4 protein-coding genes are annotated in these 19,040 nt (G+C 71.8%); 1 reads left to right on the top strand and 3 read right to left on the bottom strand.

What is annotated here, in order from left to right; translation table 11 throughout:
* Positions 1-185: 185 nt before the first annotated feature.
* The 3 genes from DL991_RS27915 to DL991_RS27905 form a co-directional block, all read right to left on the bottom strand.
* Positions 186-1,187, bottom strand: coding sequence for an acetamidase/formamidase family protein (locus DL991_RS27915; protein WP_125787324.1), 1,002 nt, complete (start codon positions 1,185-1,187; stop codon positions 186-188).
* 484 nt (positions 1,188-1,671) lie between these two features.
* A complete protein-coding gene (gene infA, locus DL991_RS27910) occupies positions 1,672-1,899 on the bottom strand; it encodes a translation initiation factor IF-1 (protein WP_125787323.1) in 228 nt (75 codons plus the stop codon).
* Positions 1,887-2,519 carry a GNAT family N-acetyltransferase gene (locus tag DL991_RS27905; protein WP_199746223.1) on the bottom strand — a complete coding sequence of 211 codons (633 nt, stop codon included), beginning with the start codon at positions 2,517-2,519 and terminating at the stop codon, positions 1,887-1,889. Before DL991_RS27905 ends, infA begins: the two co-directional genes overlap by 13 nt.
* A 368-nt stretch (positions 2,520-2,887) precedes the next feature.
* On the opposite strand from DL991_RS27905, the gene DL991_RS27900 reads away from it, so the two are divergent.
* The gene (locus tag DL991_RS27900; RefSeq protein WP_233599033.1) at positions 2,888-18,751 is read left to right on the top strand and encodes a type I polyketide synthase; all 15,864 of its coding nucleotides are present in this window, start codon (positions 2,888-2,890) and stop codon (positions 18,749-18,751) included.
* Positions 18,752-19,040: the final 289 nt, after the last annotated feature.

Below are 19,040 nucleotides of genomic sequence, written 5' to 3'. Positions count from 1 at the left end.
ATGCACATGTGTAGTACTCATTACCCGGTTTCGCCTTCCTGTCCGGGAAAACCGATGACCACTGGACGAGCGCGACAAGGCGCAGGCTAATCGGCGAGTGCCACGGTCCCCATCCCTCACCTTGACTGCACGGGTGACCGCGAACGGAGCGGCCGCTGACATTTCACCGAGAAGACGAATACGCGTCAGGCCGCGGGACGCAGCCAACGGTCGACCCGGGCACGCAGATCGGCCGGGAAGATGTCCTTGCGCAGCAAGGCGTGCACCCCCTTGGGCGGCAAGGGAACGTCGACGTGGTGTGGCTCGGTCTGGTCCGCGTACTGGGTGACCCGGAAACTCGCCGCCATGCTGCACAGGGCGTGGGCTTCGGCACGGGTGACGCCCGACGCCGCGCTGAACCAGCTGATCAGGCCGCGCAGGCAGTCGACCAGTGCGGCCTCCAGGCTATCGGCCAGCCCGATGCCGACCCAGAACGTGTCGGTCTCGGCGAGCGGCCGGGTCAGGCCCACCTGCTTGTGGAGGTCGTACCGCATCCGCAAGCGCTCGGCCGTGGACTTGAGGGCGGTCTGGTCGACGAGCCCGTCGCCCTGCAGGGCGTGAATGTCGCCCAGCCAGATCCGGGCCCCCGGCTTGGCGACGGGGAGGAACAGCGAGGAACCCACGGTGAGTTCGGGAAGGGCCAGGTTGCCGCCGTGGTCGCCGCCGATGAGCGCGCTCGTCTCCTCGTCGCCCGGCGGTTCGACCGCGATGATGCCGGCGAACGGGTCGAGTGGCAGCGAAATCCCGTGTACGTAGTCGGCCCGGGTGCGGGTCTCGTCGAACCGGAAGTCGTGGAAGTACGGCTCGTCGAAGTCGTACGGCAGCGCGCCTGCCCTGGTGGGGAAGGCGTTGGCGCCCCAGTCGCTCAGCCGCAGTTCGGTCAGACGGCACTCGACGACGTCGCCTGGTTCGGCACCGGCCACCTCGACCGGACCGACGATCTGGAACGGGCAGCCAGGGTGCTCCTTGCGCAGCCGCGCACGGTCGGCCGAGGACATGCCGTACCGCAACCGGTTCTGCCAGTTCGTCCAGGTGTCAGGGTAGAGAACCTCGTCACCGGGATCGATCTTGGCGGCGGGCGCCGCGCCGGGATCGAGGAATCCCGGCCGGACAGTGTCCATTGTGGACTCTACTGTGTGCGTCGTCACGGATGCAACGCTAGGCAGCCGAGGACAGGCCGGGCAAGGAAGTCCTGGCGTCGCCGGGAAAGACTGTCAACCTGACTGGTGCCGCGCGACACGACCGTGGGCAGGCCGACGCGGGCCCGGACTGGGCCGTCAGGTCTCGCCATTCCGTCCACAAGGGACAGTTGGCCTTGTCCGGCGGCCGTGTCGCGAAAGCCACTTTCGGGACATCAGGCGTGACTGAAGGCGGATCTCGCGTGATTGGAGGCGGAACTCGCGTGATTGAACGCGGAACTCGCGTGATTGGAGGCGGAACTCGCGTGAGGCCACACGACGACCAAGGAGATCTCAGAGCGCGCGCCGCGAGTAGTGGGTAAGCAAATGCGGTGTCCCTCAAGGAGGCCTTCACGGACTTCAGGGCCGGACGGCCACCGCGGGCCTGCGCGTCAAGGGCCCCTTCACCGCGCTAGACGCGATGAAGGGGCCCTTGACGTAGTTCAGGCGGGCGTTACTGCATCCGGTGCCGGAAGGTGATCCGGCCACGGGTCAGGTCATAGGGGCTCAGCTCCACCGTCACCGTGTCCTGCGGCAAGATCTTGATGTAGTGCTTGCGCAGCTTTCCACTGATATGGGCGAGTACCTTGTGCCCGTTCTCGAGCTCCACGGTGAACTTGGCGTCTTTGAGGCACTCGACGATGGTGCCGACGACTTCGATACCCCGGTTTACTTTCGACACATCAACTCCAGGGTGTTACTGGCACGGCGAGCGCCGATACCTTCCAACAACAGGATTGCCGCGGTGTCGTTTTCGTCGACGTCGACCGACGTCAGAGCGAACCCGCGAGCGTGCACAGCGTTCAGCGCCTGAACCAGCAGCGCGCGGCCGATGCCACGGCGCCGCTGCTCGGCACGGACAGTGATGGAGACGATCCGCGCGATCCGCGGTGTCCCGTCGTCCCGCATCAGCGTTACAAAGGAGATCGCGCCGACCTCGGCGCCGTCGACTTCGGCGCGGAACACGCCATCCCCGCCGACGAGGGTCACTCCGGCCGGGGGCTGCGCGGTTGTCTGCGCGTCGCTGGACGACAGCACGTATTCCCGCTCGCGTCGGTGTTCGACGAAACCCGCCCGCTGCCAGTTCGAGATCGTTTCCGAGTCGCCGTCGTCGACGAGCGTGTACAGCGGTGACGGCAGCTCCGCCAGCATGGCGGCGGCCAGCCGGTCGAAAACCGCGTCATCCCATGCGTCGATGCTGATGTACAGCCGCCGATCCACTTTGCGCGCAGTGTCACCGCGACCGACGACGGTATCGTCTTCGACGGCGTGCCACTGATCTGTTGCGACCCTCGTGATCACGGGGTCCGGGATGCGATGCTTAACGTTAATCGCTGTCGCCTTTCAGGAGTGCCATTGCGGGGCGCTCCTGTGACATCTAAGTCAGTCACCTGCCGTGACAGGGAGAGAGCACCCACTTCGTCGTACCAACGTTCACGGGACTCACCTCCTCGACTGTCTGTCACGGCCAAGACAAGACACTACCAGACCGGGTGTCGTGCGCCACCGCCTGGATGCCTTCCGTGGACAGCGGACGCGCGGCGGTGAGGCGTCTACCAGGCTGAGGGATCCCAGGTCAGCACCGCCGCTTTTAGCCTCCGAATGCGGGCCGAAGGGCTTCGTCCATCCACTGCCCGATGGGTCCGCTCTACGAGAGGACGTGTGATTCCGTGCGCGCCGAACTGATCAAAGCCCTCCCCCTGGTGTTGCGGGGACACGCGGACAGCTTCGGCGAGAAGGTCGCCTTCCAGGACGACAAGCGGGCGGTCACCTACGGCGATCTGGAGGCGCGGACCCGGCGGCTGGCCGGACATCTGGCCGTCCTCGGTGTACGGCGCGGCGACCGGGTGATGATCTGCCTGCGCAACAGCGTGGAGATGCTCGAGAGCTACCTCGCCATCCTTCGTGCGGGCGCGATCGGGGTACCGGTCAACCCCGCGTCCACCAACTCCGAACTGGACTATCTCCTGCTCGACAGCGAGGCGGTCGCCGTCATCACCGACCCCGTCCACGCGGCGGGCTTCCTGCGCTCGCCATCCCTTGCCCCCGGCGCACGCCTGCTGGTGACCGGCGAGGTACCCGCGCACTCGTCCGTCCACGCCTACCAAGAACTCGCGAAGACCGAGCCCGCGGAACCCGCCGGTGACGATCTCGGCCTGGACGAAGTGGCTTGGATGTTCTACACCTCCGGGACCACCGGAGAACCGAAGGGAGTGCTGTCCAGCCAACGCAATTGCCTGTACTCGGTGGCGGCGAGCTACGTGCCGATCCCCGGGCTGTCGGCGGACGATCGCGTGCTGTGGCCGCTGCCCTTGTTCCACAGCCTTTCCCATATCGCGTGCGTGCTGGCGGTGACCGTGGTCGGTGCGACCGCCCGGATCATGGACAGCCCTTCCGGGGACGAGTTCCTGGAAGCCGCCTGGGAAACCGAGGCCACCTTCGTGGCGGGGGTGCCGACCACCTATCACTACCTTCTCGAGGCACGGCGGCAGCGCGGGATCACCCTCCCGGCGCTGCGGATCGGGCTGGTGGGGGGCGCGGTCGCCGGTGCCGAACTGTGCCGGTCGTTCCGCGAGGGTTTCGGGGCGCCGCTGGTCGACGCGTACGGCAGTACCGAGACGTGTGGGGCGATCACGATGAACCCGCCGGGAGGAGTCCCCGTCGACGGGTCGTGCGGGCTTCCGGTGCCCGGGGTGGATGTCCGGATCGTCGACCCGGAGACCGGCCGCGACGTGCCGGACGACGTCGAGGGCGAGGTGTGGGTACGCGGCCCGAACGTGACGTCCGGCTACCACAACAAACCGGAGGTGACCGCGGCCGCGTTCCGAGACGGCTGGTACCGCACGGGTGACCTCGCCAGCCGGGACGCCGCCGGGTACTTCACCATCCGCGGCCGGATCAGCGACCTGATCGTCAGGGGCGGAGAGAACGTCCATCCGGAGGAGATCGAGGCGGTTCTTCGCGGCGCTCCGGGGATCGCCGACGTCGGCGTGGCCGGACGGCCGCACGAGGTGCTGGGCGAGGTGCCCGTCGCCTACGTGGTCGCGGATCCGCCGGGTGTCGAGATCGGCGCCGTGCTCGAACGGTGCCGCCGGGAGCTGTCCGCGTTCAAGGTTCCCGAAGAGGTCTACGAGGTGGCCGCCGTCCCGCGGACCGCTTCGGGGAAGATCCAGCGCCGCCGGTTGGCCGGTCGGCCCGCCGCGCTGCGGTACACCGCGAGCGGGTCGCACGACGGGGTCCTGCGCCTGGAGTGGGTGCCCGCGCCGTCACCCGGCACCGACGGCCCCGCGCCGTCGACGTGGGCGTTCGTGGGCCCGGCCGCCGCCGGGGGGCCGTTCTCCTCCGGTCACGCCGAGCTGGCCACGGCAGGCGCCGCCGAGATGACGGTGTTGCTCGCGCCCGGCACCGTGGGCACTTGGGATGAGCGCCGCGCCGCGACCCGGCGACTGGTCGAAGAGGTGACGACGTGGGCCGCCCGGGCGGGATCGGGGAGGCTGGTCCTGCTGACCCGGCGGGCGGTGGCGGTGTCGGCGCTGGACGAACCCGCCGATCCGGCTCAGGCCATGCTGGCGACCGCGATCGACCGAGTTCTGGGGAGCCGGGCGATCCTGGTCGACCTGGACGGCGAAACGCCGATCGACGCCGTGCCGTACGCGGTCCTGCGTGATGAACCGCGCTGCGCGCTGCGCTCCGGCGAGCTTCTGGTGGCCCGGCTGACCCGCCAGGCGGTGGCGGACCGTTCGACGCGGGACGCGTGGCCGGGCTCCGACGGCGTCGTGGTGCTGACGGGTGCCGACACCGTGCGCGGCGCGGCGGTGGCGCGGCATCTGGCCGCCGTGGTCCCGGACGAGCGGCTGCTGCTGCTCTCCGGCGCCACCGGGTGGGAGCCGTCGATCGCGGCAGGCCCGGCCGCCGCGGTGATCCTCGCCGACGGCGACCCGGAGCTGGCCAGGAAGTTGAGCGCCGCCACGGACTCCACCGGAACTTCGTTCCTCGCGATCGTCGACTCGGACGAGGCCACCGAGGCGGCGGACCCCGGCCGGGAGGTCTCGGCGGCCATGGTGGCCGCCGTCGTCCACGATCGTCGCCGTCGCGGGCTGGCGGGCTCGATACTGACCTGGACCGAACCGGCCACGGACACCCCGGGGTCATCCTGGTTGCGTGACGGGCTGTTCGCGGTCGACACACTCCTTGCCACCACGGACCCGGCGCCGCTGTTCGCCCTGCGTGCGCACCGGCCGGAGCCGGGGACCGCCGTGCCCGCACTCCTGCGTGATCTCTTCCCGGAGCCGCTCGTCAGGGACGGACTCGGCGACTCGACGCCCGCCATCCGGGAAGAATTGGCCCGCCTGGACCGGCACGCGCAACGCGCGCTGCTCCAGGCCATGGTCCAGGACGAGTCCGCGGCGACGCTCGACCGGTCCGGCGAGGTCGGCGTCCCGGTGGACCGGGCGTTCCGGGATCTCGGGTTCAGCTCGGTCGCGCTCGTCGAACTGCGTACGCGGCTGATGGCCCGGACCGGTCTGAAGCTGCCGACCGGAGCGGTGTTCGACCATCCGACGCCGCGGGCGCTGGCCGCGTTCCTGCACGCCGAACTGGTCGGTGACACCGCCGGGGCCCCGGCCGAGACCGCCGTCGGCACCTCGCCGGGGACCGACGAGCCGATCGTGATCGTCGGGATGGCCTGCCGGCTGCCGGGCGGGATCACTGGGCCGGACGAGCTGTGGCGTCTGGTCAGCGAGGGCCGGGAGGCGTCCGGGCCCTTCCCCGCCGACCGAGGCTGGGACCTGGAGGGGCTCTTCGACGCCGACCCCGACCGGCCAGGGACCTCGTACGTCGACCGGGGCGGGTTCCTCGAGGGCGCGGCCGAGTTCGACGCCGGCTTCTTCGGGATCTCCCCGCGCGAGGCGGTCGCCATGGACCCACAGCAGCGGGTGCTGCTGGAGACCGCTTGGGAGGCGCTGGAGCACGCCGGCATCGACGCGTCGTCGTTGCGGGACACCGATGCCGGTGTCTTCGCAGGCCTGATGGAGCAGGGCTACGGCGCCGCCGGCCCGGTACCGGACGAGCTCGAAGCCTTCCAGACGACCGGCACCGCGGGCAGCGTCGCGTCAGGCCGGATTTCCTATCTGCTCGGCTTGCGGGGACCGGCGATCACCGTGGACACGGCATGCTCGTCCTCACTGGTCGCGCTGCATCTGGCCGCCCACGCGCTGCGTCGCGGCGAGTGCTCGCTGGCCTTGGCCGGTGGGGCCACGGTGATGGCCACCCCGCAGTCCTTCGTCGAGTTCTCCCGGCAGCGCGCACTGGCCGCCGACGGCCGGTGCAAGTCCTATGCCGCGGCCGCCGACGGCACCGCGTGGGCGGAAGGCGCCGGGATGCTGGTGCTGGAACGCCTCGGCGACGCCCGCCGCAACGGGCACCGGATCCTGGCGGTGCTGCGCGGCTCCTCGGTGAACTCCGACGGTGCGTCGAACGGCCTCACCGCACCGAGTGGTGAGGCGCAGCAACGAGTCATCCGGCAGGCGCTGGCGTCGGCGGGCCTTGGGCCGGCGGACGTCGACGCGGTGGAGGGGCACGGGACCGGGACCGTGCTGGGCGACCCGATCGAGGCCGAGGCGTTGCTGGCGGGCTACGGCCGGGGCCGGGACGCCGATCAGCCCCTGTGGCTGGGTTCGCTCAAATCGAACCTCGGCCACACCCAGGCCGCGGCGGGCGTCGCCGGCGTCATCAAAATGGTCGAGGCGCTTCGGCACGGTGTGCTCCCGGCGACACTCAACGTGGACGAGCCGACCTCGCGCGTCGACTGGTCGGCCGGTGCGGTCGCGCTGCTGACGGAAAGCAGGCCATGGCCGCACCGTGATCGTCCGCGCCGGGCGGGAATCTCCAGCTTCGGCCTGAGCGGAACGAACGCCCACGTGATCCTGGAGGAAGCACCCCGGCAGCCTGCCGTCCGGCAGGACGCGACGGTGCCGTCGCCGTCGATCGTGCCGCTGATCTTGTCGGCCCGGGCGACGCCGGCGCTCAACCGGCTGGCGGACCGGCTGGTCCCGCTCATCGAGACCGCCGACGAGTCGTCGTGGATCGACGTCGCCGTGGCACTGGCGGCTCGGCGAACGACCATGGACGAACGCGCGGTCGTGCTGGCGGCCTCACGGAAAGAGGCGCTGGCCGGCCTTCGCGCACTGGCCCGTGACGAGGCCAGTCCCCTCGTCGTGCGTGACAGCGCCACTTCCGGTGCCTCGTCCGGCGTCGTGCTGATCTTTCCCGGCCAGGGCGCGCAGTGGACCGGGATGGGGCGCGAGCTGCTCGACACCTCCCCCGCGTTCGCGGAGGTCGTCCAGGACTGCGCCCGGCTGCTGACCGAATGGGCGGACTGGTCGCTGATCGACGTGCTGCGAGGCGAGGCCGATCAGGAACTGAGGGATCGCGTCGACGTCGTCCAGGTGGCGAGCTTCGCGACGATGGCCGGGCTCGCCGCGCTGTGGGCGTCGGTGGGCGTCCGGCCCGACGCGGTGGTGGGCCACTCGCAAGGCGAGATCGCCGCGGCCTACGTCGCCGGGGCGCTCTCCCTGCGCGACGCGATGCGGGTCGTCGTGGTCCGGAGCCAGCTGATCGCGGAGACCCTGTCCGGCCGGGGAGGCATGGCATCGGTACGTCTCGACGCGTCCGAGGCGACCGCTCGGCTGGCGAAATGGGACGGCCGGGTACAGGTCGCCGCGGTGAACGGTCCGTCCTCGGTGGTGCTCTCCGGTGCCCCGGAGGCGCTGACCGAGGTGGTGCGCGAGCTGGCCGAGTCCGGTGTCGACGTACGGCGGGTGGCGGTCGACTACGCGTCGCACAGCGACCAGGTCGAGGCCGTCCGGGAGCGGCTGGCGGTGGCGCTGGCCGATCTGTCGCCGGTCGAGCCGGCGGTGGCCTTCCACTCGACCGTGACCGGGGGCCGGGCCGACGGCGCGCTGGACGGCGGCTACTGGTACCGCAACCTGCGGCAACAGGTCCGTTTCGGGCCGACGATCGACCGCCTGCTGGAGCAGGGTTTCGGCGCGTTCATCGAGGTCAGTCCGCACCCGGTACTCGTTCAGCCGGTCACTGAGGCCGTACACGAAGCGCGTTCGGAAGCGGTCGTCGCCGGTTCGTTGCGCCGGGACGACGGCGGGCTCGGACGCTTGGCGCGATCGATGGCTGAGCTGTTCGTCCGCGGCCTCCCGGTGGACTGGCGCGGCTTACTCGCCGCCGAAGACGTCCGGGCCACCTGGATCGACCTGCCGACCTATCCGTTCGAACGACAGCGTTTCTGGCGGCGGCCGGTGTCGACCGCCGACGCGCCGGGCATGGGTTTGGACGACGCCGGGCATCCGCTGCTCGGCGCGCTCGTCCGGCTGCCCGATTCCGGTGGCCTGATCGCGACCGGGCGATGGTCCGCGTCGACCCTGTCGTGGTCGGCGGGCGACGCGGTACCCGAGGCGGCCCTCGTCGAGCTGGCGCTCTGGGCGGGCGACCTGGTCGGCGCCCCGGTCGTCGAGGAATTGACCGTCGACCGCGCCGTCGTGCTGCCACCCCACGGCGGCCTGAACGTACGGATCGTCGTGGGGCGGCCGGACGCCGCCCACCGGCGGTCGCTGACGGTCCACTCCGGTCCGTCCGGGGCGAGCGCCCCCGAAGAGTGGACACCGCACGCCACCGCCACCGTGGCACCGGCGGCCCGATCCGCCGCCGAGGCCACCGGTACCCCCGCGGTGGAGGTCGCTCTCGACGACGCCGAGCGACCGGACGCGCACCGCTACGGAATCCACCCGGCACTGCTCGACGCGGCCGTCCGGTCCGTGCTCGCGGCCGGTCAGCGGCCGAAGACCTGGCGAGGCGTCCGGCTGCTGGCCGCCGGGGCCGACACCGTCGGCGTCCGGTCCACGCCCGCCGGGGACCGGACGGCCTTCCGCGTCGAACTGGCCGATCCGGCCGGGCGGCCGGTGCTGGCGGTGGCGGAACTGGTTCCCGGACAGCGCGCGTCCACCGCGGCCCTGTTCCGCCTGGACTGGGTCGACCACCCGACGCCACAGGACACTTCGGCGCCCGGCCTCGCCGACGCGACGCTGCTGATCCACGAGGCCGACGTCTCGGACGAAGATCCGCGCGCCGCGGTCGTCGAGGTGCTCGAGCTGATCCAGGCGTTCCTCACCCGGCCGGACGAGGACGACGCCCGGCTGGTGATCGTCACTCCCGACCAGGACGGGATCGCCACCAGTGCCGTCCGGGGGCTGGTCCGATCCGCCCAGTCCGAGCACCCCGGCAAGCTCGTGCTGGTGGCCGCCGACCACGCGGACCGGGCGACCGCCTCGATCACCGCGGCCGTGCACAGCGGTGAACCGCAGCTGAGGCTTCGGGACGGCCGGATCCGAGTGCCCCGGCTGACGCGGCGGCGCGCGGCCGAGCCCTCACCCGCGTCCCGGCCGCTCGATCCCGACGGCACCGTACTGATCACCGGTGGTACCGGAACTCTCGCGGCGGTGACCGCGCGGCACCTCGTCGCCGAGCACGGTGTCCGACGGCTGATCCTGGCAAGCCGCCGCGGCCCCGCCGCCGACGGCGCCGCGGCGCTGCACGACGAACTGGCCGGGCTCGGCGCGACCGTCCGGCTGGTGGCCGCCGATGTGGCGGATCGCGAGCAGGTGGCGGCGCTGCTGGCCACGGTCGGCGAGGAGCATCCGCTGACCGCGGTCGTGCACACCGCCGGGGTGCTGGACGACGCGGTGATCACCGAGCTCGACCCGCACCGCGTCGACACCGTGTTCGGGGCGAAGGTGGACGCTGCCCGTCACCTGGACGACCTCACCCGCGACCTCGATCTCGCCGCCTTCGTGCTCTACTCCTCGGCCGCGGGTGTGCTCGGCAACCCGGGACAGGGGAACTACGCCGCCGCCAACGCGGCACTGGACGCCGTGGCGCGGGAACGGCGGAACGCCGGCCTGCCCGCCGTCTCGATCGCCTGGGGTTACTGGGACCGGGCCAGTGGCCTGACCAGCCACCTCGGCGACGCCGACCACCGGCGGAACCGGGACATCGGCATGATCGGCCTGTCCGACCGCGACGGGATGGCGTTGCTCGACCAGTGCCTGCTGGCGGGCGACGACGCGGCCGTGGTCGCGGCCGGTTTCGACCTGGCCGCGCTCCCGGCGGGCGATGACCCGCGGATGCCGTCCGTGCTGCGCGGCCTGGTACCGGCGAGGCCGCCGGTCGACCGGGGCGGTGCGACCGTGCGGCCCGCTCCGGCGGCGCAGGCCTCCCCGTCCGGCCGGATCGGCGAGCTGCCCGCCGCCGAGCAGCTCGACGCGCTGGTCGACCTGATCCGCCGTCAATCCGCCCTCGTCCTCGGCCATCCGAGCACCGACGCGATCCGGCTCGACCGCACGTTCAAGGATTCGGGCTTCGACTCGCTCACCGCGCTCGAACTGCGCAACCGGCTCGCCACCGCGACCGGACTGGCCCTGTCCCCCGCGATGATCTTCGACTATCCGCGGCCGCGGTCGCTGGCGGCCCATCTGCAGGCCAAGCTCCTCGACAACGCGCAGGCCGGACCGGCCACCGCGGAGCCGAGGGCGACGACCGAGGAGCCGATCGCCATCGTCGCGATGGCCTGCCGGTTCCCCGGCGGCGTACGCAGCCCCGAGGACCTGTGGCGAATCCTCGCCGCGGAGACCGACGCGGTCACCGAATTCCCCACCGACCGCGGCTGGGACACCGACCGGCTTTTCGATCCCGACCCGGACCACCTCGGCACCACCTACGTCCGTCACGGCGCCTTCCTCGACGACCCGGGCGCGTTCGACGCCGGCTTCTTCGGCATCTCGCCGCAAGAGGCGCTGGCGATGGACCCCCAGCAGCGACTGGTCATGGAGACCTCGTGGGAGCTGCTCGAACGCGCGGGTATCGACCCGCACAGCCTGTACGCCCAGGATGTGGGCGTCTTCGTCGGAGTGAACAGTCACGACTGGACCGTGCGCACGCACCACGCGTCCGGCGTCGAGGGTTTCCGGCTGACCGGCGGCTCGGGCAGTGTCCTCTCCGGGCGGGTGGCCTACCACCTCGGTCTGGAAGGCCCGGCGATGACCGTGGACACCGCTTGCTCGTCGTCGCTGGTGACCCTGCACCTGGCCGTGCAGGCCATCCGGAACGGCGAGTGCTCGATGGCGCTGGCCGGCGGCGTGATGGTGATGGGCACCGTGGAGACCTTCGTCGAGTTCTCGCGGCAGCGTGGGCTCGCGCCCGACGGCCGCTGCAAGGCGTTCGCCGACGCGGCCGACGGTACCGGGTGGTCGGAGGGAGTCGGATTCGTTCTCGTCGAGCCGCTGTCCCAGGCCCGCGCGCGGGGCCATCGGGTGCTGGCGCTGGTCCGCGGGACGGCGGTGAACTCCGACGGCGCCTCCAACGGCCTCACCGCGCCGAACGGCCCGTCGCAACAGCGCGTGATCCGCAAGGCGCTCGCCGCGGCCGGACTGCGGGGCGACGAGGTCGACTCCGTCGAGGGGCACGGCACCGGGACCACGCTCGGCGACCCGATCGAGGCGCAGGCGCTGCTGGAAACCTACGGCCAGGACCGGCCCGCCGACCGTCCGCTCTGGCTGGGTTCGGTGAAGTCGAACATCGGCCACACCCAGGCCGCGGCCGGCGTCGCGGGCGTCATCAAGATGGTGCTGGCGATGCGGCACGGCGTCCTGCCGAGGACGCTGCACGTCGACCGGCCGTCGACCCACGTCGACTGGTCGGCGGGCGCGGTGCGGCTGCTCGCCGAACGCCGCGACTGGCCTCGTGCCGGACGGCCGCGCCGGGCAGGCGTGTCGTCGTTCGGCATCGGCGGGACCAACGCGCACGTCATCCTGGAGGAGGCGGGCGACGAGATCGCCGATCAGGACGCCGGTGAGGTGACCGATCGGCCTTCGGCAGACCTCCGCGTACCGGTTCCGGTCTCCGGTCGCACTCCCGCCGCGTTGCGGGCACAGGCCGGCGGCCTGGCGGACTTCATGGCGGCGCGGCCGGAGCTGGAGCCCGCCGACCTCGCGCTCGCGCTGGCCACCGGCCGGGCGCAGCTCGACCGCCGGGCCGTCCTGGTGGTCCGGGACCGGGACGAGCTGGCCGCCGGGCTGCGCGGTCTGGCCGAAGGTTCCGCTCCGGCCATCGGCGGCGCCCCGGCCGACGGCAAGCTGGCCATCCTGTTCACCGGGCAGGGCAGTCAGTGGCCCGGCATGGGCCGGGACCTCGCGGCCTGTTTCCCGGTCTTCGCCGAGGCGTTCACCGACGCCTGCCAAGCCGTCGAGAAGCACTGGACCGGTCATTCCACGGCGCCGCTGTCCGACGTCGTCTTCGACGCCCTCGACGCCGAGGCCGGTCGGCTGATCGACCAGACGATCTACACCCAGGCCGGCCTGTTCGCACTGGAAACCGCGCTGTACCGGCTCTACGAGTCGTGGGGAGTGCGCCCGGACCTGGTGGCGGGCCATTCCATCGGAGAGATCACCGCCGCGCATGTCAGCGGGGTGCTCGACCTGGCGGACGCGGGACGGCTGGTCGCCGCGCGGGCCCGGTTGATGCAGGCGCTGCCACCGGGCGGAGCGATGGTCGCCGTCCAGGCGACCGAGGCCGAGGTGACCCCGGAACTGCTGGAGGCGCCCGGCGTCATCGACGTCGCGGCGGTCAACAGCGCCCAGTCACTGGTGTTGTCCGGTGACGAGGTGGCCGTGCTGTGGGTGGCGAGCGATCTCGCCAAGTTCGGCCACAAGACCCGGCGGCTGCCGGTGAGTCATGCCTTCCATTCGCGGTTGATGCGGCCCATGCTCGCCGAGTTCCGGAAGGTCGCCGAAGCGCTGACCTACCGGGAGAGCCGGCTGCCCGTCGTTTCCACGGTCACCGGCAGGCTGGACGCCGGACAGCGCTTCGCCACGCCCGACTACTGGGTCGAGCAGGTCCGGGCCACGGTCCGGTTCGGGGACGCGGTCACCTCGATGCGAGATCAGGGCGTGACGACGTTCCTGGAGCTCGGACCCGGGGGCGTGCTCACCACGATGGCGTCCGAGAGCCTCGACACTTCGGCGGTGTCCTGCGTCGCGACGCTGCGCGCGGACGGCGCGGAGGTCGCCGACACGGTCGCGGCCCTCGGCGAACTGCACGTCCGCGGGGTTGCCCTCGACTGGCCCGAGATCATCGGCCGTCCGGCCGGCTCCGCCACGGTCCTGGCCACCGAGCTGCCGACCTACGCGTTCCAGCGCCGGCGGTACTGGCTCGACGAAGCGCCACTCGGCGACGCGGTCCCCGCGGCCCCGGCCGGGCAGGAGGACGCGCGAGGCAGCGTCGCCGACCGGTTGACGACCCGTGACCAGGACGAACGCGAGCGGATCGCGCTCGAGGTGATCCGGGAGTCGGTGGCGGTCGTGCTGGGCTACCAGCAGGCCGATCTCGACACGATGGACGACGACCAGTCGTTCAAGAGCCTGGGTTTCGATTCACTGGGCGGCGTACGGCTGCGTAACCGGCTGCGGGATCTCACGGGCGTCGACCTGCCCGTGACGGCGGTCTTCGACTTTCCGACCCCGAAGGTCCTCGCGGCGCGTCTTGGCGGCGAGGTGGCGGATGAGGTCGCCGAGGTGCCCGATCGCGCTCCGGCACCGCCGGCCGCCTCCGACGAGCCCATCGCGATCATCGGCATGGGCGTGCGGCTGCCCGGCGGTGTGGAGAGCCCGGACGACCTGTGGCGGCTGGTCATCGAGCGACGCGACGCGATCTCCGGCTTCCCGGTCGACCGCGGTTGGGACACCGACGGGCTCTACCACCCGGATCCCGCGCACGTCGGGACCACCTACACCCGGTCGGGTGGCTTCCTCGGCGACGCCGCCCAGTTCGACCCCGGGCTGTTCGGGATCTCCCCGCGTGAAGCGCTGGCGATGGACCCGCAGCAACGGCTCCTGCTGGAGGCGTCCTGGGAGGCCATGGAACGGGCAGGCATCGACCCGCTGTCCGCCCGTGGCGAAGAGGTCGGCGTGTTCACCGGGATCGTGCACCACGACTACGCGACCCGGCTGAACCGGATTCCCGAGGAGGTCCGGGGATACGTCATGACCGGCACGTCGCCGAGCGTCGCCTCGGGCCGCATCTCGTACGTCTTCGGCTTCGAGGGACCGGCGGTGACCCTGGACACCGCGTGCTCGTCCTCGCTGGTCGCGATGCACCAGGCCGCACAGGCCCTCCGGCGCGGCGAGTGCACGATGGCGCTGGCAGGCGGGGCCACCGTGATGGCCAGCCCGGAGGCGTTCGTCGAGTTCTCCAGCCAGCGCGGCCTCTCGGCCGACGGCCGGTGCAAGTCGTTCTCGTCCACCGCGGACGGCACCGGCTGGTCGGAGGGCGTCGGCGTCGTGCTCCTGGAGCGGCTCTCGGTGGCCCGGCAGCGTGGCCACCGGGTACTGGCCACGATTCGCGGATCGGCGGTCAACTCCGACGGTGTGTCGAACGGACTGACCGCGCCGAACGGGAAGGCGCAGCAACGGGTCATCCGGCGGGCGCTCGCGTCGGCGGGACTGGAGCCTGCCGACGTCGACGCGGTGGAGGCGCACGGGACCGGCACGGTATTGGGCGACCCGATCGAGGCGGCGGCCTTGCTCGCCACGTACGGGGAAGCCCGGGACGCGCGGCGGCCGCTGTGGCTCGGGTCCTTGAAATCGAACATCGGGCACACGCAGGCGGCCGCCGGCGTGGCAGGCGTGATCAAGATGGTCGAAGCGCTGCGGCACGGTGTGCTGCCGCCGACCATCAACGTCGAGGAACCGACCGAACAGGTGGACTGGTCGTCCGGCACCCTCGCGTTGCTGACCGAGCAGCGGGAGTGGCCGCGGACCGGCAGGCCCCGGCGGGCCGGCGTCTCCGCGTTCGGCGCCAGCGGGACCAACGCGCACGTGATCCTCGAGCAGGCCCCGGCCGAGGAAGCCACGACCGCACCGCCCGAGGATCCGGACCGGGTGAAGGGACTCGTGACGAACGTCGTGCCGCTGGTGGTGTCCGCCAAGAGCGTCCGGTCACTCGGCGCGCAGGCCACCCGGCTGCGGACGGCTCTGGACGATCCCGCCGAGACCGGCGGACCGGTGCTGCCGTCGATGGCCGACGCCTTGGTGCGCGGCCGGGCGACGCTGCCGGAGCGCGCGGTCGTGCTGGCGAGCTCACGAGACGAGGCGCTGACCGGTCTCGCCGCGCTCGCCCGCGGCGAGGCGGCACCCAACCTGACCACGGGCAGCGTGGCAGGCTCCGGCGCACCCGGCAGGCTGGTCTTCGTCTTTCCCGGCCAGGGTTCGCAATGGGCGGGTATGGGCCGGACGCTGCTGGACGGTTCCGCGGTCTTCCGTGCGCGGATCGACGAGTGCGCGCGGGCGTTGGCACCCTGGGTGGACTGGTCGCTGACCGATGTCCTGCGCGGCGAGGTGGACGAGAAGACCCTCGATCGCGTGGACGTCGTCCAGCCGGCGAGTTTCGCGATGATGGTCGGCCTGGCCGCACTCTGGGAATCGATGGGCGTACGGCCCGACGCGGTGGTCGGCCATTCCCAGGGGGAGATCGCGGCGGCGTGCGTCGCGGGCGCTCTGTCGCTGGCCGACGCGGCCCGCGTCGTCGCGGTGCGCAGCCAGGCGATCGCGACCACCCTGTCCGGCCGGGGCGGCATGGCGTCGGTGCTGCTCGGCGCGGACGAGGCGAACGAACGGCTGGCTGCCTGGTCCGGGCGGCTCGAGGTGGCCGTGGTGAACAGCCCGTCTTCGGTCGTCATCGCCGGTGACGAGGAGGCGCTGGCCGAGGCTTTGGAGGTCTTGACGCGCGAAGGCGTGCGCACCCGCACGGTGCCGGTGGACTACGCCTCGCACACCCGGCACGTCGAGCGCATCGAGGACGTTCTGGCGAAGGCGTTGAGCGGGATCGGCACCCGGCCTCCGCACCTTCCGTTCTACTCGACGGTGACCGGTGGCTGGGTCGACGACGGCGATTCGCTCGGCGCGGACTACTGGTATCAGAACCTGCGGCGCCCGGTCGGTTTCGGCCCGGCCGTCGCCAGTCTGCAGGCACAGGGCTTCGGAGTGTTCCTGGAAGTCAGCGCGCATCCGGTACTGGCGCAACCGATGACCGACGTCATCGACGATCCGGGCCAGGACGACCGATCCCGCGGCGCCGGACGGCCGATCGTCTCCGGCACGCTGCGCCGGGACGCCGACGGTCCGGCCTCTTTCCTCGCCTCGGCCGCGCGGCTCTTCGCCGGCGGGGTGCCGCTCGACTGGAGCTCGGCACTACCGGCGCGACGGCTCCCGCACCCGGCCGAGCTACCCACCTACGCCTTCGACCGCAAGCACTTCTGGCTGACCGACGCCGCTCCGGAGGACGACGGACCGGCGGGCCCGGCGGTGGATGCCGGCTTCTGGACCGCGGTCGAAGACGCCGATCCCGCGGCACTGGCCGCCATGCTCGAGCTGTCCGCCGACCAGAGTGAGGCCTTGGACGCGGTGCTGCCCGCCATCGCCGGCTGGCGAAGGGCCCGCGACACCTGGTCTGTCTCGGAAAACCTCCGGTACGCGATCGGCTGGGTCCCACCCCAGCGCGAGGCCCTCGGTGTGCCCGCCGGCCGCTGGCTCGTCCTCACCCCCGCGGCCGGGGACGCTTCGCTGCTCGACCAGCTGCGGGCCAACGGCCTCGACGTGCTGCCCTGCGCGGTGGAAACCGGCCTGCCCGGTGCCGAACTCACCCGGCGGCTCGGTGAAGTCCTTGCCGACAACGAGGTGGCCGGGATCCTGTCCCTGCTCGCCCTCCCGGATCCGGCCGAGAGCGACCGGCCGGACCCGGTGGCACTCACCACCTCCACCCTGACCCTGATTCAGGCGCTCGCCGCGGCCGGTGCCACGGCACCGCTGTGGTGCCTGACCCAGGGCGCGGTCAGCGTCGATGCCCGCGACGCGGGGGCCGGGGCCGCGCAGGTGGCCCAGGCGGCGGTTTGGGGCCTCGGCCGGGCGGCCGCACTCGAACGCCTGGACCGCTGGGGCGGCTTGATCGATCTTCCCGCCGAACCGGACGGCCGAGCGGTCCGGCATCTGCTCGGTGTGCTGACCGGGACGTCCGGTGAGGACCAGGTGGCGATTCGACGGTCCGGCGTCCACGTCCGGCGCCTGCGGCGGGCCACCGGTCCGGCCGAGACCGGTGAACGGCGCTGGCGGCCGAGGGGGACGATCCTGGTCACCGGCGGCGCGGAAGGCCTCGGCCGGTACGTCTCGTTGTGGCTGGCGCAGGCCGGCGCCGCGCGATTGGTGGTCACGACCAGCGCGAACGAACCCGGCGGAAGCGTCGGATCACTGCGCGACGAGCTGGCGAAGCTGGACACCGGCACCGTCGTCGAGTCGTGCGCCGACACCGACCGGGACGCGCTCGCCGATCTCGTCCACGCTCCCGGCCCGCCGTTGACCGCGGTCGTCCACGCCGCCGACATGTCCTTGACCAGCCCGATCGACGAGACCACCGGCGTCGAGGTCGCCGAGGTGTTCCTGGCCAAGGTCGACACCGCGGTCCGGCTGAGCGAACTGACGGCGGAATTCCCGCTCGACGCGTTCGTCGTGTTCTCCTCGATCGCCGGTATCTGGGGCGGTGGCGGTCAAGCGGCCGCCGGCGCCGCGAACGCGGTCCTCGACGCGCTGGTACGGCGTCTTCGGGCGGACGGCGTTCCGGCGCAGGCGATCGCCTGGGGTGCGCTGACCGCGGCAGGAGGAGGGATGGACGAGGAGACACTGGCCCAGCTCCGGCGGCGCGGCGTCATCCCGATGACACCCGACACGGCGATGGCCGCACTGGACCGGGCGATCCAGGCGGCAACGGAATCGGTGGTCGTCGCCGACATGGACTGGCGCGCCTTCATCGTGCCGTTCACGTCGGCCCGCACCAGCCCGCTCTTCGACGACCTGCCGGAGGCCGCGGCGGCGATCGAGGCGGCGCAACCCTCCGACGACTCGACGGAAAGCGCGTCGTCGCTCACGACCTCGCTGCGCGCGGCGGGGGAGGCCGAACAGGATCGGATCCTGCTCCAGTTGGTCCGGAGCCAGGCGTCCACGGTCCTCGGGCACAGTGGTGCCGACGGAGTCGGTCCGGCACAGGCGTTCCAGGAAGCGGGTTTCGACTCGCTGGCGGCCGTCAACTTCCGCAACAGCCTGATCGCCGCCACCGGGCTGAGGTTGCCCGCCACCCTGATCTTCGACTGCCCGACGCCGCGGGCGGTGGTCGAATACCTGCGCTCGGAACTGCTCGGAGCCGAGGACGAAGTGGATTCCCGGGAGGAGGACGTGCGGCGGATCCTTGCCTCCGTGCCGTTCGAGCGGTTCAAGGAGGCCGGTGTCCTCGATGCGTTGCTCGGCCTCGCCGACACCGCGACGAACGGGGCCGAGGACGTCGACTCGGCGCAGGCGGCCGACGACGAGCTGATCGAGGCCATGGACGTCGACAGCTTGATCGAGCGGGCACTCGGCTCCGGCGGCTGATCACCGGAGCGGAAGCGGTGCCCGACACGTCGACGGCACCGGTGCTCGCCTGGGCGCGCGAACGGCTGGACCGGGTGGCGGTCGTGAGTGGCGTGGCGTTTCGCGGCGGAGGTCCGTGAAGGCCTCCTTGAGGGACTCAGGGTCCCTCAAGGAGGCCTTCACGGACTTCTGACGAGGCACTGATGTCACGGCTGCCCCACAGGCACCAGGGGCCACACCGCCGGGTAGCGAAGGGCCCCTTCACTACCCTCAGGGTAGGCAAGGAGGCCTTCACGGACCGGAGAGCGCC

This window comes from Amycolatopsis sp. WAC 01375, assembly GCF_003947325.1.
In the GTDB taxonomy this organism is placed as follows: domain Bacteria; phylum Actinomycetota; class Actinomycetes; order Mycobacteriales; family Pseudonocardiaceae; genus Amycolatopsis.
This window is presented reverse-complemented; position numbering and strand designations above follow the sequence as displayed.